16 protein-coding genes are annotated in these 25,584 nt (G+C 70.4%); 5 read left to right on the top strand and 11 right to left on the bottom strand.

Features of this window, described 5'->3' with window-relative positions; all coding sequences use genetic code 11:
- The first annotated feature begins 50 nt into the window (after positions 1-50).
- Both sdhA and Q6350_RS07060 read left to right on the top strand, forming a co-directional pair.
- Positions 51-1,886, top strand: a complete 1,836-nt coding sequence (gene sdhA / locus Q6350_RS07065; RefSeq protein WP_171247437.1) for a succinate dehydrogenase flavoprotein subunit — start codon at positions 51-53, stop codon at positions 1,884-1,886.
- Entirely contained in the window at positions 1,886-2,659 is a 774-nt protein-coding gene (locus tag Q6350_RS07060; RefSeq protein WP_305065848.1) for a succinate dehydrogenase iron-sulfur subunit, read from the top strand. Before sdhA ends, Q6350_RS07060 begins: the two co-directional genes overlap by 1 nt.
- Positions 2,660-2,728: 69 nt before the next feature.
- On the opposite strand, the gene Q6350_RS07055 is transcribed toward Q6350_RS07060, so the two are convergent.
- The 7 genes from Q6350_RS07055 to sigE form a co-directional block, all read right to left on the bottom strand.
- Entirely contained in the window at positions 2,729-3,739 is a 1,011-nt protein-coding gene (locus Q6350_RS07055; RefSeq protein WP_305065847.1) for a YihY/virulence factor BrkB family protein, read from the bottom strand.
- Positions 3,740-3,806: 67 nt separating this feature from the next.
- On the bottom strand, positions 3,807-4,370 hold the full coding sequence (locus Q6350_RS07050) for a 2'-5' RNA ligase family protein (RefSeq protein WP_305065846.1): 564 nt from the start codon (positions 4,368-4,370) through the stop codon (positions 3,807-3,809).
- Positions 4,367-5,422 (bottom strand): tryptophan--tRNA ligase, encoded by a 1,056-nt coding sequence (trpS, locus tag Q6350_RS07045; RefSeq protein ID WP_304607224.1) that lies wholly within the window; start codon positions 5,420-5,422, stop codon positions 4,367-4,369. The genes Q6350_RS07050 and trpS overlap by 4 nt, the downstream gene beginning before the upstream one ends.
- 80 nt (positions 5,423-5,502) lie before the next feature.
- On the bottom strand, positions 5,503-5,967 hold the full coding sequence (locus tag Q6350_RS07040; RefSeq protein ID WP_304603475.1) for a twin-arginine translocase TatA/TatE family subunit: 465 nt from the start codon (positions 5,965-5,967) through the stop codon (positions 5,503-5,505).
- A gap of 48 nt (positions 5,968-6,015) precedes the next feature.
- Complete coding sequence (locus Q6350_RS07035) at positions 6,016-7,374, bottom strand: S1C family serine protease (RefSeq protein ID WP_304607223.1); 1,359 nt, start codon at positions 7,372-7,374, stop codon at positions 6,016-6,018.
- Positions 7,371-8,264 carry a zf-HC2 domain-containing protein gene (locus Q6350_RS07030; protein WP_305065845.1) on the bottom strand — a complete coding sequence of 298 codons (894 nt, stop codon included), beginning with the start codon at positions 8,262-8,264 and terminating at the stop codon, positions 7,371-7,373. Before Q6350_RS07030 ends, Q6350_RS07035 begins: the two co-directional genes overlap by 4 nt.
- Positions 8,261-8,815 carry an RNA polymerase sigma factor SigE gene (gene sigE / locus Q6350_RS07025; RefSeq protein ID WP_304603472.1) on the bottom strand — a complete coding sequence of 185 codons (555 nt, stop codon included), beginning with the start codon at positions 8,813-8,815 and terminating at the stop codon, positions 8,261-8,263. The genes Q6350_RS07030 and sigE overlap by 4 nt, the downstream gene beginning before the upstream one ends.
- Positions 8,816-8,898: 83 nt before the next feature.
- Between sigE and Q6350_RS07020 the strand changes: the two genes are divergently transcribed.
- On the top strand, positions 8,899-9,549 hold the full coding sequence (locus Q6350_RS07020; RefSeq protein WP_171247620.1) for a class I SAM-dependent methyltransferase: 651 nt from the start codon (positions 8,899-8,901) through the stop codon (positions 9,547-9,549).
- Positions 9,550-9,647: 98 nt separating this feature from the next.
- On the opposite strand, the gene Q6350_RS07015 is transcribed toward Q6350_RS07020, so the two are convergent.
- The 3 genes from Q6350_RS07015 to Q6350_RS07005 form a co-directional block, all read right to left on the bottom strand.
- The gene (locus Q6350_RS07015; protein WP_171247429.1) at positions 9,648-9,815 is read right to left on the bottom strand and encodes a DUF3117 domain-containing protein; all 168 of its coding nucleotides are present in this window, start codon (positions 9,813-9,815) and stop codon (positions 9,648-9,650) included.
- 102 nt (positions 9,816-9,917) lie between these two features.
- A complete protein-coding gene (folP, locus tag Q6350_RS07010; protein WP_304603470.1) occupies positions 9,918-10,850 on the bottom strand; it encodes a dihydropteroate synthase in 933 nt (310 codons plus the stop codon).
- Positions 10,847-11,626 carry a TIGR00730 family Rossman fold protein gene (locus Q6350_RS07005; RefSeq protein ID WP_305065844.1) on the bottom strand — a complete coding sequence of 260 codons (780 nt, stop codon included), beginning with the start codon at positions 11,624-11,626 and terminating at the stop codon, positions 10,847-10,849. Before Q6350_RS07005 ends, folP begins: the two co-directional genes overlap by 4 nt.
- Positions 11,627-11,780: 154 nt before the next feature.
- Between Q6350_RS07005 and Q6350_RS07000 the strand changes: the two genes are divergently transcribed.
- Positions 11,781-15,860, top strand: a complete 4,080-nt coding sequence (locus Q6350_RS07000; RefSeq protein WP_305065843.1) for a prealbumin-like fold domain-containing protein — start codon at positions 11,781-11,783, stop codon at positions 15,858-15,860.
- Between the two features lie 257 nt (positions 15,861-16,117).
- The gene (locus tag Q6350_RS06995) at positions 16,118-24,364 is read left to right on the top strand and encodes a SpaA isopeptide-forming pilin-related protein (RefSeq protein WP_305065842.1); all 8,247 of its coding nucleotides are present in this window, start codon (positions 16,118-16,120) and stop codon (positions 24,362-24,364) included.
- A gap of 80 nt (positions 24,365-24,444) precedes the next feature.
- On the opposite strand, the gene dapE is transcribed toward Q6350_RS06995, so the two are convergent.
- On the bottom strand, positions 24,445-25,557 hold the full coding sequence (gene dapE, locus Q6350_RS06990; protein ID WP_305065976.1) for a succinyl-diaminopimelate desuccinylase: 1,113 nt from the start codon (positions 25,555-25,557) through the stop codon (positions 24,445-24,447).
- Positions 25,558-25,584 lie beyond the last annotated feature (27 nt).

Below are 25,584 nucleotides of genomic sequence, written 5' to 3'. Positions count from 1 at the left end.
CACCACCCCACCCGCTGAACCACCACCGTCCGCAGGAGGCATCGGAACCGATGCAGACCCACCAGTACGACGTCGTCATCGTCGGCGCAGGTGGCGCCGGCATGCGCGCGGCGCTCGAGGCGTCCAAGGGCGCCCGCACCGCCGTCATCTCCAAGCTGTACCCCACGCGCTCCCACACCGGCGCCGCCCAGGGCGGCATGTGCGCCGCCCTGGCGAACGTCGAGGAGGACAACTGGGAGTGGCACACCTTCGACACGATCAAGGGCGGCGACTACCTCGTCGACCAGGACGCCGCGGAGGTGATGGCCAAGGAGGCCATCGACGCCGTGCTCGACCTGGAGCGGATGGGACTGCCGTTCAACCGCACGCCGGAGGGCCGGATCGACCAGCGCCGCTTCGGCGGGCACACGCGCAACCACGGTGAGGCGGCCGTGCGTCGCGCCTGCTACGCCGCGGACCGCACGGGTCACATGATCCTGCAGACGCTGTACCAGAACTGCGTGAAGCAGGACGTCGAGTTCTACAACGAGTTCTACGTGCTGGACCTGCTCACCGACCACGACCTGACGACCGAGCAGATCGAGGACGGCGCCGAGGTCAACGCCACCGGCGTGGTCGCCTACGACCTGGCCACCGGCGAGCTGCACGTCTTCCAGACCAAGGCGGTCGTGTTCGCCACCGGCGGTGCGGGCAAGATCTTCAAGACGACCTCCAACGCCCACACCCTGACCGGTGACGGCATGGCGCTGGCCTACCGCCGCGGCCTGCCGCTGGAGGACATGGAGTTCTTCCAGTTCCACCCCACGGGTCTGGCCGGCCTGGGCATCCTGCTGTCCGAGGCGGCCCGCGGCGAGGGCGGCATCCTGCGCAACGCGGACGGCGAGCGGTTCATGGAGCGCTACGCCCCGACCATCAAGGACCTCGCGCCCCGCGACATCGTGGCGCGGTCCATGGCGAACGAGGTCCGCGAGGGCCGCGGCGCCGGCCCGAACAAGGACTACGTCCTGCTGGACCTGACGCACCTCGAGCCGGCGCACATCGACGCCAAGCTGCCGGACATCACCGAGTTCGCCCGCACCTACCTCGGCATCGAGCCGTACACCGAGCCGGTGCCCGTCTACCCCACCGCGCACTACGCGATGGGTGGCGTGCCGACGAACATCAAGGGCGAGGTCCTGCGCGACGGCCACAACGTCGTCAAGGGGCTCTACGCCGCCGGTGAGGTCGCCTGCGTCTCCGTGCACGGGTCCAACCGTCTGGGCACCAACTCCCTGCTCGACATCAACGTCTTCGGCAAGCGGGCCGGCCGGTCGGCCGCCGCCTACGCGCAGACCGTCGAGCAGCACCTGCCGATCGTCGAGGAGCCGACGGCACGGGTCGAGGCGCAGCTCTCCGAGATGCGCGACCGCCCCGACGGCGAGCGCGTCGCCGACGTGCGCCAGGCGCTGCAGGAGACGATGGACGCCAACGCCCAGGTCTTCCGCACCGACGAGTCGCTGAACAAGGCCGCCGCCGAGATCCGCGAGCTGCAGAAGCGGTACCGCAACGTGTCGGTCCAGGACAAGGGCTCGCTGTTCAACACCGACCTCCTGGAGGCGATCGAGCTGGGCTTCCTGCTCGACATCGCCGAGGTCACCGTCGTCGCGGCGCTCAACCGGCGCGAGTCCCGGGGCGGTCACTACCGCGAGGACTTCCCGGACCGGGACGACGACAACTACATGCTGCACACGATGGCGTACCGCCGTCCGACGTCGGCCCCCGACGCCGCCGACGGGCATGTCGCGGGCTACTTCGACCACGTCGAGGACTTCGGGGACTACAAGGTCGTCCTCGGGTCCAAGCCCGTCACCATGACGCGCTACGAGCCGATGGAGCGGAAGTACTGATGACTGCTGTTCTCGAGAACTCGACCGACACCTCCGGCTCGGAGTCGCGGGCGGGTGCCGTCTCCTCCTTCCAGGTCACGCTGAAGATCCGCCGGTACAACCCGGAGGTCGCCTCCGAGCCGTACTGGGAGGAGCACACGGTCACCGCGCACGGTACCGACCGTGTCCTGGACGCCCTGCACAAGATCAAGTGGGAGCTCGACGGCTCGCTGACGTTCCGCCGGTCCTGCGCGCACGGCGTGTGCGGCTCGGACGCCATGCGGATCAACGGCCGCAACCGGCTGGCGTGCAAGACGCTGCTGAAGGACATCAACCCGGACAAGCCGATCACCGTCGAGGCCATCAAGGGCCTGCCGGTCCTCAAGGACCTCGTGGTCGACATGGAGCCGTTCTTCGCCTCCTACCGCGAGATCATGCCGTTCCTCATCACCTCGGGGAACGAGCCGAGCCGGGAGAACATCCAGTCGCAGGCCGACCGCGACCGGTTCGACGACACCACCAAGTGCATCCTGTGCGCGGCGTGCACGTCGTCCTGCCCCGTGTTCTGGACCGACGGCCAGTACTTCGGCCCGGCGGCGATCGTGAACGCCCACCGGTTCATCTTCGACTCCCGCGACCAGGGCGGCACCCAGCGCCTGGAGGTCCTCAACGACAAGGAGGGCGTGTGGCGCTGCCGCACGACCTTCAACTGCACCGAGGCCTGCCCGCGAGGCATCGAGGTCACCAAGGCGATCCAGGAGGTCAAGCGGGCGATGATCACCCGCGCCTTCTGAGCACCTGCCTCACGCGGTGAAGCCCGGCACGACGGTCGTCGTGCCGGGCTTCGCCGTCCGTTCAGCGGTTCAGGGGGTGTAGCGTGCGCGGCGCACCCCGCGGACCACCGGGCTGTACGGCTTCCCGTGACCGGCGCCCTGCCGCGCCATGCGCTCGATCTCCTCGGCGTGCCGCATCGCCTCGACCTCCTCCTCGGCGCGGACCACCTCGTCCATCCGCGGGGGGTCGTGCATCCAGGCGCAGATCATCAGCAGCACGCGGGACAGCACGTTCGCGAGCAGCAGGATCGTGCCGAGGGTGACGAAGGAACCGAGCAGGATGTTGCTCGACACGCTCGACGTCACCAGCGAGGTCCCCGCGGAGCGCAGCGCCCCCGAGACCGCCGCGGCCACCAGGCACCCGATGACCAGGTCCCGAGCCCGGCGCGGCCGGACCCTGCTCAGGACGCGCACCATGAGGAAGACGATGACGGCGTCCAGCACCAGGGCGACCGCCAGGCTCCCGGCGGAGAGCAGCGCGCCCAGGGCACCCGAGTCACCGAGCCAGTCCTCGACCTGGGTGGTCACGATGCTCGCGGCCGCCGTCACGACGATCATGGAGCCGAGCAGGACGAACCCGGCGAGCTGCCAGACCTTCGCCAGCACGGGGTTCACCCCGACGACGGGCGCGTCGAACATGGTGCGGATCGAGTGGCGCAGCGCGCCCATGAAGCTGATGGCGGTCCACAGCAGCACCACGGCGGCGACGAGCGTGGTCACGTTCCAGAGGTCCTGGACGACCAGGTCCGCGGGATCGAGCTGGTTCTCGCCGTCACCGATCAGCCCGGGCAGCCACAGCTCGATCTCGTCGATCACCGCGTCCCTGAGCTCGGGGTCGCCGCCCAGGGTCCTCGAGAACACCGAGTATCCGATCGTCAGACCCGCACCGAGGGCGAACAGCGCCGTGTAGGCGATCCCGCCCGACAGCAGGTTGCCGCGCCGGGCCATGTACCACTGCAGCGCGCGGACCTCACGCCGGTCCTTGACCCAGCCGACCAGGCGGGTCGCCCGGTCCTTCCACCGATCGAGACGTTCGGACACGTCCTCGACCCTAGCCGCCGGTCCCGTCGGCGGTGGGGCCTCGCCGTCGGCGCGGCGGCGACCGCGGTCAGGACGGCCGGAGCATCTGCTTCCGTCCGCGCAGCGTGAACGGACGCTGGGGACGCCAGACGCCGTCGTCCCCGTGCTCGTACTGCCAGATCTCCGTGACCTCGAAGACGGCCTCGTAGCCGGCCATCTCGTCGAAGGCGCGGTCGAGCGCGGGTTCGGGCACCTCGTGGGCGATCGTGACGTGCGGGTGGTAGTTGAACCGGAGCTCCTGGGCGAGCACCCCGGACCGGGTCTGCTGCTCGAGCAGCTCGCACTCGGCGATGCCCTCGGCCAGCGTCATGAACACGACCGGGGACACCGGCCGGAACGTGCCGGTACCCCGCAGGTGCACCCGGAAGGGGGGCATCTCGTCGGCGACCTTCCGCAGGTGCTCGCCGACGGTGGGCATGTCGGCACGGTCCACGACGGTCGGCCCGACGACGGTGATGTGCGGCGGGATCGCCTGGGCCAAGGGGTCCTCGAACCGCGACCGGGCGTCCTGCAGCTGCGAGGCGTACGGCTCGGGCACCGCGATGGCGATGCCGATCCGCACCTGGCCGGGGCCCCGGGGAGGGATCCTCACCGGACGCCCCGCGGCAGCAGCCCGAAGCGGTCGAAGAGCCGGTCCTTCACCCCGCCGGCGATCTCACGGGCCCGGGCCGCGCCGTCGTCGAGCACCTTGTCGAGCTCCGCCGGGTCCGACAGGTAGGTGTTCGCGCGCTCCTGGAACGGCTCGAGGAAGGCCACGACGGCGTCGGCGAGGTCGACCTTGAGGTACCCGTACCCGCGCCCGTCGTACTCCGCGGCGATGTCGTCCACCTCCCGGCCGGTCACGGCCGAGTAGATCGACAACAGATTGGAGATCCCGGGCTTCTTCTCCCGGTCGAAGTAGACGGCGTAGGAGTCGTCGGCGTCGGTGACCGCCGACTTGATGGCCTTCGCGGCCTTCTTCGGGTTCTCCAGCAGCCAGATCACGCCCTTGCCCCCCGCGTTCGACTTCGACATCTTCGCGGTGGGGTTCTGCAGGTCCTGGATCTTGGCGGTGGCCGTGACGATGTGGGCCTCGGGCACGACGGCGGTCCCTGCGCCGAACCGGGCGTTGAGCCGCTCGGCGAGGTTCCGGGTCAGCTCGAGGTGCTGACGCTGGTCCTCGCCGACCGGCACCAGGGCGGCGTCGTAGACCAGGATGTCCGCCGCCATCAGCACGGGGTAGGTGAACAGCCCGACGGTGGTGCCGTCGGTGCCCTGGCGCGCCGACTTGTCCTTGAACTGCGTCATGCGGCTGGCCTCGCCGAACCCCGTCTGGCAGCTCAGCAACCAGGCGACCTCGGTGTGCTCCGGCACGTGGGACTGCACGAACAGGGCCGAGCGGGCCGGGTCGACGCCGCCCGCCAGGTACTGCGCGGCCGTGGCCCGGGTCCGCTCGCGCAGCGCCGCCGGCTCCGGGTTGACGGTCAGTGCGTGCAGGTCGACCACGCAGTACAGCGCCTGGTAGTCGTCCTGCAGGGCCACCCACTGCGTGAGCGCACCCAGGTAGTTGCCCAGGTGCAGCGAGGTGTCGGTCGGCTGCATGCCGGACAGGATGCGCGGGCGGGTGCCGGACGGTGCGCCCGGTGCGGAGGGGGATGCGGACATGGTCTTCATTCTGGCAGGTCTGACGGGTGGGCCTGAATCACCCGGGAGGTCGAGGTCGTGGGACGCGCGGGGCGAGACCGTCACGTGGCCTCGTCGTCGAAGGGTGCGGGCCCGTCGAGGGGCGCGTCGCCCGGGGGCCGTGCGGGCGTGGGCGGGCCGGCCGACGCCATGGGCACGGCGGTGTTGCCGGCCACGCCCAGACCTCCTGCCGTCGCCGTCGCTCCGGCCGCGGCCCCTGCCGCCGCACCGGCCCGTGCGGACGCCCGCTGCGCGGGTCGGGCCGGGGGGTCGTCGAGCAGGGCTTCCTTGACGATGCGTCGGGGGTCGTACTGACGCGGGTCGAGCTTCTGCCAGTCGACGTCGCGGAACTCGTCGCCCAGCTCGTCGTCCACCCGGGTCTTGGCGTCCTGCAGCATCGCCTTGCCCTGACGGACCAGCCGCCCGAGCTGCGCGGCGTAACGCGGCAGACGCTCGGGGCCGACGAGCACCAGCGCCAGCACGATGATGACGACGAGCTCGCCCCCGTTGATGCCGAAGACTCCCACGTCCGACAGCCTAGTCCGTCCCGACTCGCGGGCGGTACCGCGCCGTCGTCATTCGCTGGCGCGCTCCTGCAGCACCACCCGCACCTCGCGCTCCTCGCCGTCGCTGCGCACGCGCAGCGTCACCGCGTCGCCGGGCTGGCGGGCCCGGATCGCCACGATCAGCTCGTCGCTGCGGGACACCGGCCGGTCGTCGATCGCGAGGATCACGTCGCCGGCCCGGACCCCGGCGACGTCGGCCGGGCCGTCCGGCGTGACCGGCGGGATGCCCTCCTGCGCCTCGGTGGACACCTGGACGCCCTCCCCCGAGTACGAGGTGTCCAGCAGGACGCCGATGACGGGGTAGGTGGCCTGCCCGGTCTCGATGAGCTGCTCGGCCGTGGTGCGCGCCTGGTTGGCCGGGATCGCGAATCCCAGGCCGATGCTGCCGGTGGCCTGCGTCGCACCCGGCGGCTGGGCGATCGCGGAGTTGATGCCGACGACCTCGCCGTCGGCGTCGACCAGCGGTCCCCCGGAGTTGCCCGGGTTGATCGCCGCGTCGGTCTGGATGGCGTCGATGAACGCCGTCGTCGCCTGGTCGCCGGCCTGCACCGGACGGTGCAGGGCGCTGACGATCCCCGCGGTGACGGTCGAGTCCAGCCCGAGCGGCGCACCGACGGCCAGGACCGCGTCACCGACGACGACGTCGTCGGAGTCGCCGAGCACGAGCGGGGTCAGTCCGTCGACGTCGATCTTGACCACGGCCAGGTCGTAGTCGCTCGTGCGCCCGACGATCTCGCCGTCGTGCTCGCTGCCGTCGGCGAGCACGACCACGACGTCACCGCCCCCGCCGGCACCCGGCGCGACCACGTGGTCGTTGGTGAGGATGTACCCGTCCTCGCGCAGCACGAACCCGGACCCGGAGGAGCCCCCGCCCCCGGAGCGGGTGATCTCCAGGGACACGACCGAGGGCAGCACGCCGGCCGCGATGGCGGCGTGCGACCCGGCCGGCCGCGAGTCGTCCGCACCGTCGTCCTGCACCCCGGCGCTGACCGGGAGGTCGGCGCTGACCGGGGCGTCCTCGCCCGCGCGGTCGGTGATCCGGCCGCCGAGCAGCCCGCCGAGCAGCCCGACGACGAGCGCCAGGACGACGACCAGCGCCGTCCGCCCGGCGCCGAGGGACACCGGACGCCGACGGTGGGCGGCGTGCGGCGGTGGAGCGGTCGGGGCGGTCGTGGGGGCCACCGGCGCCTGCGGAGCCGTGGGCCCCGCGTCGTGCTCGACGTGCTCGTCGGCGGGCCGTTCCTCGGGACGGTCGGCGCCGGCGTCCTCGGCACGACGTGGCACCCGGGCGGCGGGCGTCGGCGCGGGGTCGGGGCGACGGGCCGGGGGCTCCGGGGTGGCGAAGAGGTCGTGGTCCGGGGATGTCATGGGAGGGTGAGGGCTCCAGTCACGGTCGACCAGCCACGGGTGATCTGCGGCAGGACTCCGGCGTCGTAGTCACGTTCCGGGAAAGCGGCGACGATCTCGGCGAGGACGTCCTCGGGTGCGTCGGTGGTCACCTCGACGACGACGTCCCCAGCCTGCCACGCCAAGTGCCAGGGGTCGCGCGAGAGGACGACGACGTCGTCGCGGCCGGCCGCGCCGGCCCGGACCGACGCACCGGTCTGCTCCGCCAGCCGCCCGACCTGCTGCCGGACGACGACGGGGCCGTCGGGACCGGTCAGGTCGATCACGCAGGACGTCGCCCCGGCACGCACGGCCGCCACCTCGTAGCCGGGCGGCAGCGACGACGGCGTCGCGAACCCGGTGCCGCCGAGGCCGGCCTCGCTCACCGGCTCACCGGCGGCGGCGTCCGATCCGGCGAGGGTCGTCAGGGCGGACACGCGCGAGGTGTCCGGCGTGACGACCGGCGCCTGACCGAGCACGAACAGGGCACAGCCGAGCACGCCCGCACCCCCGGCACCGACGAGCAGAGCCCGACGGCGGCGGCGGCGTCGCTCGGCGCCGACGACGTCACCCGTCAGGGTGGTGTGCCACGCCTCCGGCGCGGCCCACCCCGTGTCCCGCTCCGGGGCACGCAGCGGGTCGCCGTCCGCGGGCGGGATCGAGGCGGACAGGTCCAGCAGGCGCTGGGTGAGCTCGGCCGTGGGGTGCACGTCCGCGGCGGAGGCCAGCCGGCGGCGGGCCGCACGAGCGGACTCGAGCTCTGCGGAGCACAGCGGGCAGCACGCGACGTGGGCCAGGGCGCGCTCCGCCTCCCCCGGCGGCAGCTGCCCGTCCGCGAGCGCGCTCACGCGATCCCCGAGGTGGGCGCTCATCGGCCCACGTCCGCGCGACGGTGGTCCAGGACGTCCCGCAGCTGGGCACGGGCCCGGTGGATCCGCGACCGCACGGTCCCGATCTTGATGCCCAGCGTGACCGCGATCTCCTCGTAGCTCAGCCCCTCGATGTCGCACAGGACGACGGCGGCGCGGTACTCGGGCCGCAGCCCGTCCAGCGCGGCCTGGACGTCGTGGTCGAGGTTGCCGTGCTCGTACCCGCGTTCGGGCCGGCTGCGGTCGTCGGTGGACTGGACGCGCGAGGCGTCCTCGCCCATGGCCTCGAAGCGGATGCGCTTCTTGCGCCGCACCTGGTCGAGGAAGAGGTTCGTGGTGATGCGGTGCAGCCAGCCCTCGAACGTCCCGGGGGTGTAGCTCGACAGCGACCGGAACACCCGCAGGAACGTCTCCTGGGTGAGGTCCTCGGCGTCCTGGCGGTCACCGGTCAGCCGGTAGGCGAGCCGGTAGACCCGTGCGGAGTGCTCACGCACGATCTCGTCCCACGTCGGTGGGACCCACGTGGCGGTGCCGCCACCGGCTGTCTCGGTCATCACGGTCATCGTGCCATGCGAACGTGTGAGCAACCTGGGAGGTTCCCACGTACCATCGGCCCAGCGATCAGGGGGGCCGAGTCATCTTCACCGAGGCGGAGGCCCAGGACGACCGCCGGGTCGCCTGGGCGTTCAGCGAGTCGTTCCTCACCGAGGACGCGACGCTGCGGCGTGCCCGCGAACGGGCGTTCGGGCTGGGCTGCCCCACCATCTCCCCCGGCACGGGTGCGTTGCTGCGGGTGGTCGCGGCGGCGACCCAGGCACGGACGGCGGTCGAGATCGGCAGCGACGCCGGTGTGACGGCGCTGTGGGTGCTGCGGGGCATGCTGCCCGACGGTGTCCTGACCACGATCGACCCGGACCCGGCCCGACAGCGCGCCGCGAAGGCGGTGTTCGCCGACGAGCAGGTCGCGGGCTCCCGCACGCGCGTCATCACGCGACCTCCGCTGGACGTCCTGCCGCGCCTGACCGACGGGGCGTACGACGTGGTGCTGGTCGCCGTCGACGCCCTCTCGCTCGCTCCGCACGTGGAGGCGGCCATCGGGCTGCTGCGGCCCGGCGGTGTGCTGGGCGTCGTCGACGCGGCGCTCGCCGGCCGTGCCACCGACGCCGAGGGCCACGGCGAGACGGCCGCGGCCGTCCGGGCGGTGGCGCTCGCCGTCCGCGCGGACGACCGGCTCGTCCCGGCGATGGTCCCCACCGGGGACGGGCTGCTGCTCGCCGTCCGGCGCTAGGGACGCCCGCACCGGTCCCGGAAAGACGCGACGGGCGTGGTCCGGGGGCCGCACCCCGTCCCACGCCCGTCCGTCACGGGAGTCTGCTGCCGATGTCGTCAGCCGACGACACCCTGGAGGGCCTCGCCCAGCTCGCCGGCCTCGGTCGCGTTCAGCTCGACGACCAGCCGACCACCGCCCTCCAGCGGAACACGCATGACGATGCCGCGTCCCTCCTTGGTGACCTCGAGGGGCCCGTCGCCCGTCCGCGGCTTCATCGCAGCCATGTGTGGCTCTCCATTCCGTTGTCCGGTTCCTCCGCCCCGTTACTGCACGTGGCAGGATGAGGTGCGTCTCACCATTCTACTGGCCGACCCGGACAGCCGGTGTCAGGCGAGGCCGCGCAGGGCGACCCGCGGGGGCGCCTCGTCCCGCACGGCGGCGACCATCTCCAGCGCCTGGCGGGTGGCCGCGACGTCGTGGCTCCGGAACACCTGCGCACCGTGCCACGCCGCGAGCGCGGTGGCGGCGAGGGTGCCCGGCAGCCGCTCCTCCGGGGGGAGGTCCAGGGTCTCGCCCACGAAGTCCTTGCGGCTGAGCGCCATGAGCACGGGGTACCCGAGCGCGACCAGCTCCGGGGTCCGACGCAGCAGGTGCAGGGAGTGCCACGTGTTCTTGCCGAAGTCGTGCGTGGGGTCGACGAGCACGGACGACGGCGGCACCCCGCAGGCGACCGCCCGTTCCGCGCCGGCCCGCAGCGTGGTCAGCACGTCGTGCACGACGCCGTCGCGGGGGTCGCCGGCGTCGGCCCCGTCGGCGACCGGATAGGCCACCCGGTAGGGGTCGGTCCGGGGCTGCGCCCCGCCGGTGTGGGAGCAGACGACCCCGACCCCGGCCGCGCCCGCCACCTCGACGAGTCCCGGGTCGTGCCCCGCCCAGGTGTCGTTGACGAGGTCGGCCCCGGCCTCGATCGCCGCCGCCGCGACCTCGGAGCGCCAGGTGTCGACGCTCAGCAGCAGCTCGGGGATCTCCTGGCGGACGAGGGCCAGGAAGGGGACGACCCGGTCGATCTCCTCCGCCGCACTCACCGCGGGTCCCGTCCCGGCGCGGACCCCGCCGATGTCGAGGATCGCGGCGCCGTCCTCCCACGCCCGGTGGGCGGCGGTCAGCGCCGCGCCGTCGTCGGCGAGCCGCGCCGGGGCGTAGAAGGAGTCGGTCGTGCGGTTGACGATCGCCATGACGACCGGTCGCCGCGCCCCGTCGGCGTCCCGGCCGACCTCGCGACCACGCAGGACGAGCGGGGTGCCGGCCGGTGGGATCACGCGCGTCGCTCGGCGGCGAGCTGGCGGCCGCGCCGGATGACGTGGGAGACGGCGTCCTCCGCGCTGTCGGTCACGTACAGCAGGTCCAGGTCGGACTCCTTGATCATGCCTCGCGAGGCGACGACGGTCCGCAGCCAGTCCAGCAGGCCGCCCCAGTAGTCGCTGCCGACGAGCACCACGGGGAACTCGGTCACCTTGTGGGTCTGGACGAGGGTGAGCGCCTCGAAGAGCTCGTCGAAGGTGCCGAAGCCCCCGGGCAGGACGACGAAACCCTGGGCGTACTTGACGAACATCGTCTTGCGGGCGAAGAAGTACCGGAAGCTCACGCCGCGGTTGACGTGCTCGTTCATCCCCTGCTCGAAGGGCAGCTCGATCCCCAGGCCGACGGAGGTGCCCCCGGCCTCGGCGGCGCCCTTGTTCGCCGCCTCCATGATGCCGGGCCCACCGCCGGTGATCACCGAGTACCCGGAGGCCACCAGGAGCTTGCCGACCAGCTCCCCGAGCGCGTAGTCGGGGTGGTCGGGTGCGGTGCGGGCCGAACCGAACACCGACACGGCGGGGCCGACCTCGGCGAGCGCACCGAAACCTTCGACGAACTCCGCCTGGATGCGCATGACGCGCCACGGGTCGGAGTGGACCCACTCCGACCCCTCCCCCGGTGCCAGCAGGCGCTGGTCGGTGGTGGAGGTCGGGATCTGCGTCCCCCGCAGCAGCAGCGGACCCTTGCGGTATCCGCGGCCGACCTCGGGGACACCTTCGTCGGTGCGTTCGCTCATGGATCGAGCCTATGACCAGTTCGGAGAAGTCGGAGCGGGTGATATCCGCATCCCGCACTGTGCGCGTGAAGAGAACGTGGATACGCTCCAAGCGGACTTGACATTCGTCACACCTGCCGGTATGTGGGCAGATCGGATAGATCGGACGAGACACATGCGCATCAGGAGTTCACACCGCAAGGACGCGACAGCTCCACGCAGGGCCCGCTTCTCCGGCCCCGTCGCCGCACTGGCCGCCACGACGCTCGCCCTCGGGTCGGTCGTCGCGATCAGCACCAGTGCCGCCGCCGCCGTCCCGAGCACCTTCGAGATCGACGGCAACCAGATCACCAACTCGACCATCGACTGGCAGACCGCCGACCCCGACGTCGTGCCCGACCCGATCGGCAACAACGACACCACCACGTTCGCCGGGTCCGACAAGGAGGACCCCAACAACCCCGCCCAGGGCTGGCCCAACTGGTCACCGGGCAACCCGGGCACCAACTCCGGCAAGTCCGACCTCGGCAACGTCCTGGTGTACAGCGAGATCGCCGAGGACATGGGCGACTACACCCAGTGGCTGCACCTCGCCTGGGACCGCGACGGTGACTCCGGCTCGGTGAACTACTTCATCGAGCTCAACCAGAAGGACAACCTCGACATGATGAACCCCGACCGCACGGTCGGAGACATCAGGATCGTCGTCGAGGAGGACGGCAACAGCGGTTTCACCTGCATCGGCGTCGACACCTGGGACGGCTCGGACTGGAGCGACCGGCAGGGCTGCTCCGGAGACCTCTCCGACGTCGCCGTGAATTCGGAGTCGATCCTCGACTACTTCAACTCCCCCAACGCCGACGAGAACGACATGATCAGCGCCGACCGGTTCGTCGAGGCGTCGCTGAACCTCACCGACCTCGGCATCGGCAGCCTGTGCCCGGCAGCCGGGTTCACCACGCTGAACATGCGCACCCAGACCGGTGAGGCCGCCGGCTCCGCGCTCAAGGACCTCGCCACCGGCGAGATCGACGTGCCGAGCCTGTGCTCCGACCTGACGATCTTCAAGGAGGACGAGGACGGCGAGCCGCTGCCCGGCGCGACCTTCACGATCAGCCCGAACCCGAACGGCGGCGACGACCCCTTCGAGTTCACCATGGGCTCCGGCAGCTTCACCTTCCCCGAGATCGGCCAGGACCTGTGGGGCACCGAGTTCACGATCACCGAGATCGAGGCGCCCGAGGGCTACCTGCTGCCGGCCGAACGGTCGCAGACGATCACGGTCGGCCCGGCGGAGTCGGCGTCGGTGACCTTCACCGACCCCAAGCCGTGGGAGCCGCTGGAGATCGACGTCACGGCCGAGCAGTTCGTGACGCGCACCTGGGAGAACGACAAGCAGGTCGACGGTGACGACGTCCTCCTGCTGCCGGCCGACCAGGAGTCCGTGGAGCTCGACTACGTCGTCGAGGTGTCCTGGAGCGACACGATGCTCGACCAGGGCGGCCGCACCGTCGAGGTCACGGTCGACAACCCCAACGACGAACCCGTCACCGGCAACCTGAGCGTCGACCTCAACGGCGACTTCTGCCAGTACATGGGGACCGACCTGGACGAGTGGGAGAACGCGTTCGCCAGCGGCGAGACCGTCCTGTCGGTCGAGTGCCCCAACCCGCCGCTGAACGGCGAGGTGGACGCCACCGTCACCTGGGACCGCGGCGTCTACCCGCAGACCCAGGAGGACGTCGACGACCCGGAGAACGCACCCCAGGGCGAGGCGTCCGACAGCACCATGATCATCACGACCGACAACGGCCTGCCGGCCGTGGACGTCTGGGACGACTTCACCAACCCCGACCTGCCGCCGACGTACCTCGGCATGGTCGAGGCCACGCAGGACGCGGGCTCCGAGGAGTTCCCGGTCAGCCAGGTGATCGAGGTCCCGCTCGGCGAGTGCATCGAGGTCACCAACGACGGCTACATCGTCGAGGTCGAGGCGGGTGCCGACGGCGACCGGATCGACTCCGCCACCGAGGTCGTCGAGGTCTGCCGCGAGGCTCCCGCCGACCTGACCATCTACAAGGTCGACGAGGAGGAGCAGCCGCTGCCCGGTGCCGTCTTCACCATCAGCCCGAACCCGATGGATCCCGAGGGCGAGGACCCGCTGGAGTTCACCACCGGTGAGAACGGGATGTACACGTTCTCCGACGTCGTCTACTTCGGCGAGTACACCGTCACCGAGATCCAGGCGCCCGAGGGCTACTTCCTGCCGGCCGAGCGCAGCCAGACGGTCACCCTGGCCACCGGGGACGACAAGGCGCTCACCTTCGTCGACCCGCTGATCTGGGAGCCCCTGGAGATCGACGTCACCGCCGAGCAGTTCGTCACCCGGACCTGGGCGAACGACAAGGAGGCGGACGCCACCCGGATCGACCTGCGGGCCGACGAACCTTCGGCCACGATCAACTACACGGTCGAGGTCATGGAGAGCGACACGTTCCTCGACCCGGACGCCGACCCGGCGCGCGCGGTCACGGTCACGGTCGACAACCCCAACGCGGACCCGGTCACGGGCATGCTCACCGTCGAGCTCGACGGCGAGTTCTGCACCCTCGAGGGCACCGACCTCGACATGTGGGAGAACGAGTTCGCCAGCGGCATGAACGAGTTCATGGTCGTCTGCGACGACCCGCCGCTGTACGGCGAGGTCGAGGCCACGGTCACCTGGGACCGCGGGGACTACCCGCAGACCCAGGACGACGTCGACGACCCGGAGAACGCTCCCCCGGGCGAGGCGTCCGACAGCGTCGAGCTCGAGGAGGTCACCACCGACAACGGGGTGACGGCCGTGGACGTCTGGGACGACTTCACCAACCCGGACCTGGAGCCCGAGTACCTGCAGACGGTCACCTCGACCGGCGAGGCGACCACCACGACCATCGAGTTCTCGAAGGAGTTCGAGGTCGCCCAGGGTGAGTGCATCGACGTCGACAACACCGCCTACATCGTGAAGACCGAAGCCGGTGCCGACGGTGAGCGGATCGACGAGGACGACGCCACGGTCGAGATCTGCCGCGACGCCCCCGCCGAGCTGAAGATCGTCAAGGCCGCCCAGAAGCTGCACGAGGACGACGACGACGTCTGGCTGCCGGGCGCCACCTTCGAGATCATGCCGAACCCGCTCGACCCGGAGAGCGAGGACCCGCTGGTCGTCGTGACCGGTGAGGACGGGACGTACACGATCGAGCAGATCGCCGACTTCGGCGAGTACACGGTCACCGAGACGGCGGCTCCCGAGGGCTACCTCCTGCCCCCGCCCAGCGAGCGGGAGCGGACGGTCGAGCTCCTCGAGGGCGAGACCACCGAGGTCTACTTCGTCGACCCGCTGCAGTGGGAGCCGCTGGACATCGAGGTGATGGGCAAGGGTGAGCAGTTCGTCAGCCGGACCTTCACCGTCGACAAGGAGGCCGAGACCCACCCGGTCAAGCTGCCGGCCGACCAGGCACGGACCACCGTCGAGTTCATGGTCCAGGTGGTGGAGGGTCCGACGACCCTCGACGACGCCACCCTCCAGGCCTCGGTGGAGGTCTCGAACCCGAACGACAACCCGGTGATGGCGACCGTGGCTGCGACGTTCGAGGAGGAGGCGTGCGTGATCGACGCCGAGGACGCCGACGAGGCGATGGACGGGATCCAGTTCTGGTTCCCCTCCGGCGAGAGCCTCATGACGCTCACGTGCGAGAACGTGAACGACTTCGAGGGCGTTCTCGCGGCGACCGTCACCTGGGACCTCGGGGAGTACCCGCAGACCCAGGAGCAGGTCGACGACCCGGAGAACGCCGGCGAGGGCAGCGCGTCCGACGCGGTCGACATCGACCCGACCGTCGTCGACAACGGGCCGACCTCGGTGGAGGTGTGGGACGACTTCACCACGCCGGACCTCGCACCGACGATGCTCGGGACCGTGAAGGCGAAGAAGCCCGGAGCCGTCACGGAGTTCCCCGTCAGCACGACCGTCACCGTCGAGCAGGGCAAGTGCCTGGACGTCACCAACGAGGCCTACATCCTCGCCGGCGACACCGAGCTCGACCGCGACTCGGCATCCGTGGAGGTCTGCCGGGACGTCCCGGTGACGCCCCCGCCGACGCCGCCGCTGCCGCGGACGGGTGCTGACATGGCCATGGCGGCTCTCGCCGCCCTGCTGCTCATCGGTACCGGCGCCGGGATCATGTTCGTCCGCCGCCGCAACCAGGGCTGAGTCCCTCACACCGGAGCCGGTGGCACCGTCCCTCGGGGCGGGGCCACCGGCTTCGTCGTGCCCGGCCTCTCCCCCGCGTTCCGTCGGCGGTCACCGGTCGGTCCAGGGCGTCCGGAAGCGCCCCGACCAGCTCGCCCAGCAGGACTCCGGAGGCCCGGCATCACGCCGTTCACGGCCCCCGTCCGCGACGAGCGGGTGATATCTGCGTCCTGCCCTGTGAGTGCGGTCGGAGCGGGGATACGCTCCTTGAGGATGTGATGTTCACCACGCCTGCCGGCCACGGCGGCCCCGGATGGATCGGACAGAAGATGCGCTCCTGGAGTTCACACCACAAGGCCGCGACAACTCTCCGGAAGGGCCGTCTCGCTCGTCCGGTCGCAGCCCTGGCCGCCACGACGCTCGCCCTGGGTTCCGTGGTCGCGCTGAGCACGCCGGCGACCGCCGTCCCGAGCACGTTCGAGATCGACGGCAACCAGACCACCGACGCCACGCTGGACTGGGAGACGGCCGACCCGGACGTCATCTCCGACCCGATCGGCAACCAGGACACGACGACGTTCGCCGGCGGGGACTCCGAGTCCAGCGGGTGGCCGAACTGGGGAGCCGGCAACCCGGGGACCGTCTCCGGCAAGTCCGACCTCGGTAACGTCCTGGTCGACAGCGAGATCGTCGAGGACAGCGGGATGTACAGCCAGTGGCTTCACCTCGGCTGGGACCGCCAGAGTGGCACCGGCACGGTGAACTACTGGATCGAGCTCAACCAGGAACCGAACCTCGACGCTCTCAACCCCGACCGCACGGTGGGGGACATCCGGATCTCCGTCCAGGAGGACGGCAACAGCGACCTCCAGTGCTTGAGCGTCGACACCTGGAACGGCACGGCGTGGGGCAACGCCCAGCCGTGTGCCGGCATCTCCGACGTCGCGGTCAACACCACGCCCATCACCGACTACTTCGGCTCCCCGAACGCGGTGAACGGCGAGATCCCCGCCGACCAGTTCGTCGAGGGATCGCTGAACCTCACCGAGCTCGGCATCGGCAGCCTCTGCCCCGCCCAGGGGTTCAGCGCGCTGAACATGCGCACCCAGACGGGCGGGTCCACGAACTCGGCACTCAAGGACAACGCCAGCGGCGTGATCGACGTGCCGAGCCTCTGCTCCGACCTGACGATCCTCAAGGAGGACGAGGACGGCACCCCGCTGGCCGGTGCGACGTTCACGATCGACCCGGACCCCAACGGTGGTGAAGGACCGTTCGAGTTCACCACCGGTGAGGACGGCACCTTCACCTTCCCCGAGATCGGGCAGGACCTGTGGGGCACCGAGTTCACCGTCACCGAGACCGCGGCACCGGACGGCTACCTCATGCCGGCGGAGCGGACCCAGACGATCACCGTCGGCCCGGCCGAGTCCGCGTCGCTGACCTTCGTCGACCCGCTGCCGTGGGAACCGCTGACGATCGACGTCACCGGCGCGTCCGAGCAGTTCGTCACCCGCACCTGGGAGAACGACAAGCAGGTCGACGGCAACGACACCGTCCTGCTGCCGGCCGACCAGGCGTCGATCGAGCTCGACTACATCGTCGAGGTGTACGAGGGCCCCACCGTCGTGACCGACGAGGACCGCACCATCGAGCTCACGGTGAACAACCCGAACGAGGCTCCGAACGACGCACCGGTACGGGGCACGCTCGAGGTCGACATGGACGGTCAGGTCTGCACCGTGGACGGAGCGGTGGACGTCGACCCCGCCCCCGGGCTGCAGCTGGACTTCGCCGCGGGTGACACCGTCTTCGGCGTCACGTGCCCGAACGACATCACCGACGGCACCGTGACAGCGACCGTGACCTGGGACCTGGGCGACTACCCCCAGACCCAGGATCACGTCGACAACCCGGGGAGCGCCGGTACCGGCTCGGCCTCCGACTCGGCCGAGATCGTCGTGGACGTCACCGACAACGGCCTGCAGGCCGTGGACGTCTGGGACGACTTCACCAACCCCGACCTGCCGCCCGTCTTCCTTGGCACCGTCGACGCCACGGGCAGCGAGAACACCACCCAGTTCCCCGTCACCCAGGTGATCGAGGTCGGCCTCGGCGAGTGCGTCGAGGTCACCAATGACGGCTACATCGTCGAGGTCGAGGCGGGCGCCGACGGCGACCGGATCGACTCCGCCACCGAGGTCGTCGAGGTCTGCCGCGAGAACCCGGCCGACCTGACCATCTTCAAGGTCGACGAGGACCAGCAGCCGCTGCCCGGGGCGACCTTCACGATCAGCCCGAACCCGGTCGACCCGTCCGGTGACGACCCGCTGGAGTTCAGCACCGGTGAGAACGGCGAGTACACCTTCTCCGACGTCGTCTACTTCGGTGAGTACACCGTCACCGAGACGGTCGCCCCCGACGGCTACCTGCTGCCCGCCGACCGCGACCAGGTGGTCACGCTCGCTCCCGGGGACGACAAGTCGCTCACCTTCGTCGACCCCCTGATCTGGGAGCCCCTCGACCTGGAGCTGTCGGCGGAGCAGTTCGTCACCCGGACCTGGACCAACGACAAGCAGGTCGACGGCAACGACAGCGTCCTGCTGCCGGCCGACCAGGAGTCCGTGCAGCTCGACTACATGATCGAGGTGTACGAGAGCGACACGTTCCTCGACCCGGCCGAGGACCCGAACCGCTCGGTCACCGTCACGGTCGACAACCCCAACGCGGACCCCGTCACGGGCCTGCTGGACGTCACTCTCGACGGCGCGTTCTGCACCTACGAGGGCACCGACCTGAACCAGTGGGAGACCGAGTTCGCCAGCGGTGCGAACGTCTTCATGGTCGTCTGTGACGACCCGCCGCTGTTCGGCACCGTCGACGCCACCGTCACCTGGGACCGTGGGGACTACCCGCAGACCCAGGGCGACGTCGACGACCCCGACAACGCCGGTACCGACTCGGCCAATGACAGCCTCGAGCTGGAGCAGGTCACCACCGACAACGGCCTGCCGTCCGTGGACGTCTGGGACGACTTCACCAACCCCGACCTGCCCCCGGTCTACCTCGGGCAGGTCGACGCGACGGGCAGCGCGAACACCACGCAGTTCGCCGTCACCCAGGAGATCTTCGTCCCGCTGGGCGAGTGCGTCGAGGTCGTCAACGACGGCTACATCGTCGAGGTCGACGCGGGCGCCGACGGCGACCGGATCGACTCGGCCACCGAGGTCGTCGAGGTCTGCCGCGAAGCCCCCGCCGACCTGACCATCTTCAAGGTCGACGAGGACCAGCAGCCGCTGCCCGGCGCGACCTTCACGATCAGCCCGAACCCGGTCGACCCGGCCGGCGACGACCCGCTGGAGTTCACGGTCGACGAGAACGGCGAGTACACGTTCTCCGACGTCGTCTACTTCGGTGAATACACCGTCACCGAGACCGTGGCCCCCGATGGCTACCTGCTGCCGGCACAGCGCAGCCAGATGGTCACCCTGGCCACCGGCGACGACAAGTCGCTCACCTTCGTCGACCCCCTGGCCTGGGAGCCGCTCACGGTCGACGTCACAGCCGACCAGTTCGTGACCCGGACCTGGACCAACGACAAGCAGGTCGACGGCAACGACACCGTCCTGCTGCCGGCCGACCAGGAGTCCGTCGAGCTCGACTACATGATCGACGTGTACGAGAGCGACACGTTCCTCGACCCCGACGAGAATCCGAACCGCTCCGTCACGGTCACCGTCAACAACCCCAACGCGGGCACGGTGACCGGCCTGGTGGACGTCACCATCGACGGCGCGTTCTGCACCTACATGGGTACCGACCTGGACCAGTGGGAGAACTCGTTCGCCAGCGGCGACACCGTCCTGATGGTCGAGTGCCCCAACCCGCCGCTGTTCGGCACGGTCGATGCCACGGTGACCTGGGAGCTGGCGGACTACCCGCAGACCCAGGAGCACATCGACGACCCCGACAACGCCGGTACCGACTCGGCCAGTGACAGCCTCGACCTCGAGACCGTCACCACCGACAACGGCCTGCAGTCCGTGGACGTCTGGGACGACTTCACCAACCCCGACCTGCCGCCGACACTCTTGGGGACGGTCGAGGCCACGGGCAGCGCGAACACCACCACGTTCGAGTTCTCCCAGGTGATCGACGTCCCGCTGGGCGAGTGCATCCTGGTCACCAACGACGGCTACATCGTCGAGGTCGAGGCGGGCGCCGACGGCGACCGGATCGACTCGGCCACCGAGGTCGTCGAGGTCTGCCGCGAAGCCCCCGCCGACCTGACCATCTACAAGGAGGACGAGGAGGGCAAGCCGCTCGCCGGCGCGACCTTCGAGATCAGCCCGAACCCGGTCGACCCCGAGGGTCCGGACCCGCTGGGGTTCACGGTCGACGAGAACGGCGAGTACACGTTCGAGGACGTCGTCTACTTCGGCGAGTACACCGTCACCGAGACCGTGGCCCCCGACGGCTACCTGCTCCCCGCCCAGCGCAGCCAGATGGTCACCCTGGCCACCGGCGACGACAAGGCGCTCACCTTCGTCGACCCGCTGATCTGGGAGCCGCTCACGGTCGACGTCACAGCCGACCAGTTCGTGACCCGGACCTGGACCAACGACAAGCAGGTCGACGGCAACGACACCGTTCTGCTGCCGGCCGACCAGGAGTCCGTCGAGCTCGAGTACATGATCGAGGTGTACGAGAGCGACACGTTCCTCGACCCGGCGGAGGACCCGAACCGTTCGGTCACGGTCACCGTCAACAACCCCAACGCGGACCCGGTGACCGGACTGGTGGACGTCACCATCGACGGCGCGTTCTGCACCTACATGGGCACCGACCTCGACGCCTGGGAGAACGCGTTCGCCTCGGGCGACACGGTGCTGATGGTCGAGTGCCCGAACCCGCCCCTGTTCGGCACCGTTGACGCCACGGTCACCTGGGACCGCGGGGACTACCCGCAGACCCAGGGCGACGTCGACGACCCGGAGAACGCCCCCGCGGGCGAGGCATCCGACAGCCTCGACCTCGAGACCGTCACCACCGACAACGGCCTGCCGTCCGTGGACGTCTGGGACGACTTCACCAACCCGGACCTGCCCCCGACCTACCTGGGCACGGTCGACGCCATCGGCAGCGCCAACACCACCCAGTTCCCCGTCACCCAGGAGATCTTCGTCCCGCTGGGCGAGTGCATCCTGGTCACCAACGACGGCTACATCGTCGAGGTCGAGGCGGGCGCCGACGGCGAACGCATCGACTCCGCCACCGAGGTCGTCGAGGTCTGCCGCGAAGCCCCCGCCGACCTGACCATCTACAAGGAGGACGAGCAGGGCAAGCCCCTCGCCGGCGCAACCTTCGAGATCAGCCCGAACCCGGTCGACCCCGAGGGTCCGGACCCGCTGGAGTTCACGGTCGACGAGAACGGCGTCTACGTCTTCGAGGACATCGTCTACTTCGGCGAGTACACCGTCACCGAGACGGTCGCTCCCGACGGCTACCTGCTGCCCGCCCAGCGCAGCCAGATGGTCACCCTGACCACCGGCGACGACAAGGCCCTGACCTTCGTCGACCCGCTGATCTGGGAGCCTCTGGACCTGGAGCTGTCGGCGGAACAGTTCGTCACCCGGACCTGGACCAACGACAAGCGGGTGGACGGCGAGGACCAGATCTTGCTGCCGGCCGACCAGGAGTCGATCGAGCTCGACTACATGATCGAGGTGTACGAGAGCGACACGTTCCTCGACCCGGCGGAGGACCCGAACCGTTCGGTCACGGTCACCGTCAACAACCCCAACGCGGGTGCGGTCACGGGCATGCTCACCGTCGAGCTCGACGGCGCGTTCTGCACCTACATGGGCACCGACCTCGATGCCTGGGAGAACGAGTTCGCCTCGGGCGACACGGTGCTGATGGTCGAGTGCCCGAACCCGCCCCTGTTCGGCACCGTTGACGCCACGGTCACCTGGGACCGCGGGGACTACCCGCAGACCCAGGGCGACGTCGACGACCCGGAGAACGCCCCCGCGGGCGAGGCATCCGACAGCCTCGACCTCGAGACCGTCACCACCGACAACGGCCTGCAGTCCGTGGACGTCTGGGACGACTTCACCAACCCGGACTTCGAGCCCGAGTTCCTCGGCACCGTCGAGGCCACAGGGAGCGAGAACACCACGACGTTCCCGGTCTCCCAGGTGATCGAGGTCCCGCTGGGTGAGTGCGTCGAGGTCGTCAACGACGGCTACATCGTCGAGGTCGAGGCGGGCGCCGACGGCGAACGCATCGACTCCGCCACCGAGGTCGTCGAGGTCTGCCGCGAAGCCCCCGCCGACCTGACCATCTACAAGGAGGACGAGCAGGGCAAGCCCCTCGCCGGCGCAACCTTCGAGATCAGCCCGAACCCCACGGACCCCGAGAGCGAGGAGCCGTACGAGTTCAGCACCGGCGAGACCGGGATGTACACGTTCGAGGACGTCGTCTACTTCGGCGAGTACACCGTCACCGAGACCGTGGCCCCCGAGGGTTATCTGCTGCCCGCCCAGCGCAGCCAGATGGTCACCCTGGCCACCGGCGACGAGAAGGCCCTGACCTTCATCGACCCGCTGATCTGGGAGCCGCTCACGGTCGACGTCTCAGCCGACCAGTTCGTGACCCGGACCTGGACCAACGACAAGCAGGTCGACGGCAACGACACCGTCCTGCTGCCGGCCGATCAGGAGTCGATCGAGCTCGACTACATGATCGAGGTGTACGAGAGCGACACGTTCCTCGACCCGGCGGAGAACCCCAACCGCTCGGTCGCGGTCACGGTCACGAACCCCAACGCGGGCTCGGTGACCGGCCTGGTGGACGTCACCATCGACGGCGCCTACTGCACCTACATGGGCACTGAGCTCAACCAGTGGGAGAACTCGTTCACCTCGGGCGACACGGTCTTCCTGGTCGAGTGCCCGAACCCGCCGCTGTTCGGCACGGTCGACGCCACCGTCACCTGGGACCGCGGGGACTACCCGCAGACCCAGGACGACGTCGACGACCCGGAGACCGCCGGTACCGACTCGGCCGGCGACAGCCTCGACCTCGAGACCGTCACCACCGACAACGGCCTGCAGTCCGTGGACGTCTGGGACGACTTCACCAACCCGGACTTCGAGCCCGAGCTCCTCGGCACCGTCGAGGCCACGGGAAGCGAGAACACCACCCAGTTCCCGGTCACGCGAGTGATCGAGGTCCCGCTGGGCGAGTGCGTCGAGGTCGTCAACGACGGCTACATCGTCGAGGTCGAGGCGGGCGCCGACGGCGACCGGATCGACTCGGCCACCGAGGTCGTCGAGGTCTGCCGCGAGGACGGCGCCGACCTGACCATCTACAAGGAGGACGAGGAGGGCGAGCCGCTGGCCGGCGCGACCTTCGAGATCAGCCCGAACCCCACGGACCCCGAGAGCGAGGAGCCGTACGAGTTCAGCACCGGCGAGACCGGGATGTACACGTTCGAGGACGTCGTCTACTTCGGCGAGTACACCGTCACCGAGACGGTCGCCCCCGAGGGTTACCTGCTGCCCGCCCAGCGCAGCCAGACGGTCACCCTGGCCACGGAAGACGACAAGGCCCTCACCTTCGTCGACCCGCTGATCTGGGAGCCGCTGGACATCGACGTGATGGGGATGGGTGAGCAGTTCGTCAGCCGCACCTTCACCGTCGACAAGGAGGCCGAGACCCACCCGGTCACCCTGCCCGCCGACCAGGCCCACACCACCGTCGAGTTCACGGTGCGGGTCGTCGAGGGACCGACGACCGTCGACGACGCCACCCTCGAGGCGGGTGCCGTGGTGTCCAACCCGAACGACCACCCGGTCATGGGCACCGTCGAGGCGATGTTCGAGGCCAGCTCGTGCACGATCACGGCCGGCCAGGGCGAGGAGGAGGTCGTGCTCGACGGCCCGTACTCGTTCGGGCCGGGCGAGACGGCGTTGACGTTCACCTGCGAGAACGTCAACGACTTCGAGGGCACGCTCGGGGCCACCGTCACCTGGGACCTCGGGGAGTACCCGCAGACCCAGGACGACGTCGACGACCCGGAGAACGCCGGTACCGACATGGCCTCCGACCAGGTCGACATCGACCCGAGCGTCACCGACAACGGGCCGACGTCGGTGGAGGTCTGGGACGACTTCACCATCTGGGGCGGTGTGACCAGCCCCAGCCTCCCGCCGGTGCTGCTCGGGACCGTGGAGGCGAGCAAGCCCGGAGCCGTCACGGAGTTCCCGGTGAGCACGACCGTCATGGTCGAGCAGGGCGAGTGCCTGGACGTCACCAACGAGGCCTACCTCCTCGACGGTGACACCGAGCTCGACCGCGACTCGGCGTCGGTGGAGATCTGCCGCGACGTCCCGGTCACGCCGCCGACGCCGCCGCTGCCGCGGACCGGTGCCGACATGGCCATGGCGGCTCTCGCCGCCCTGCTGCTCATCGGCACCGGCGCCGGGATCATGATCGTCCGTCGCCGCAACCAGGGCTGAGTCCCTCACACCGAAGCCGGTGGCACCGCCCCCTCGGGGTGGCGCCACCGGCTTCGTCGCGTGGTGTCCGGATCGCGTGCCTACGCGCCACGCAACCAGTCGCGCAGGGCGTCCCGGCAGACGGCCAGCTCGGCGACCCGCACCCGCTCGTCGTCGGCGTGCGCCAGGAGCGGGTCCCCGGGGGCGAAGTTGACCGCGGGGATCCCCAGCTCGGCGAAGCGCGCCACGTCCGTCCAGCCGAACTTCGGCTTCGGCGCTCCCCCGGTCCGCGCCAGGACGGCCGCGACGAACTCGGCGGCCAGCGGGTCGTCCAGGCCCGGACGCGCCGCCGGGGAGGCGTCGGTGACGACGACCTCGTGGTCGGCGAACAGCTCACGCAGGTGCTGCTCGGCCTCCGCGAGCGTGCGCGACGGCGCGAAGCGGTAGTTGACCGTCACGGTGCAGGCGTCGGGCACCACGTTGCCGGCGATGCCGCCGGTGATGCCCACGGCGTTCAGCCCCTCGCGATACACGAGACCGTCGACCTCGACCTGTGCGGCGTCGTACCCGGCGAGCAGCGCGAGGATCGGTGCCGCGGCGTGGATGGCGTTCTCGCCCCGCCACGACCGCGCGGAGTGCGCCGCCACCCCGCGGGTGCGCACGTCGACGCGGAGCGTGCCCTGGCAACCGCCCTCGATGTCCGCCGACGTCGGCTCCCCGAGCACGGCGAAGTCTCCCGCGAGCAGGTCCGGACGGTTCCGGGCGAGGCGCCCGAGCCCGCTCTTGGACTCCTCGACCTCCTCGTGGTCGTAGAACACGTACGTCACGTCGGCGACCGGCTCGGCGCCCGGACGGCCCAGCTCGACGGCGAGCGCCAGCATGACCGCGATCCCGGCCTTCATGTCGACGGTGCCGCGTCCCCAGAGCTCCCGGTCGTCCCCGGTACCCGTCAACCGCGTGGGCAGGTTCGGCGGATCGGTGAGCGGCACGGTGTCGAGGTGCCCCGCGAGCACGACGCGACGGTCCCGGCCCAGCGTCGTGCGCGCGACGACGGCGTCGCCATCCCGGTGCACGTCGAGGTGCGGCTGGCCGCGCAGCAGCGCCTCCACCGCGTCGGCCAGGGCGGTCTCGTCGCCCGAGACGGACTCGATGTCGCAGATCGCGGTGAGCAGGTCCACGAGGTCGGAGCTCGCGAGGGTCGCGGGATCCGTCAGGGCCGGGTCGAGTCGTGTCTGCGTGTC

This window comes from Isoptericola sp. b515 (genome assembly GCF_030588125.1).
Classification (GTDB): domain Bacteria; phylum Actinomycetota; class Actinomycetes; order Actinomycetales; family Cellulomonadaceae; genus Isoptericola; species Isoptericola sediminis.
Note: the sequence above shows the minus strand (reverse complement) of the source record. Positions and strands in the feature narration are given on the sequence as shown.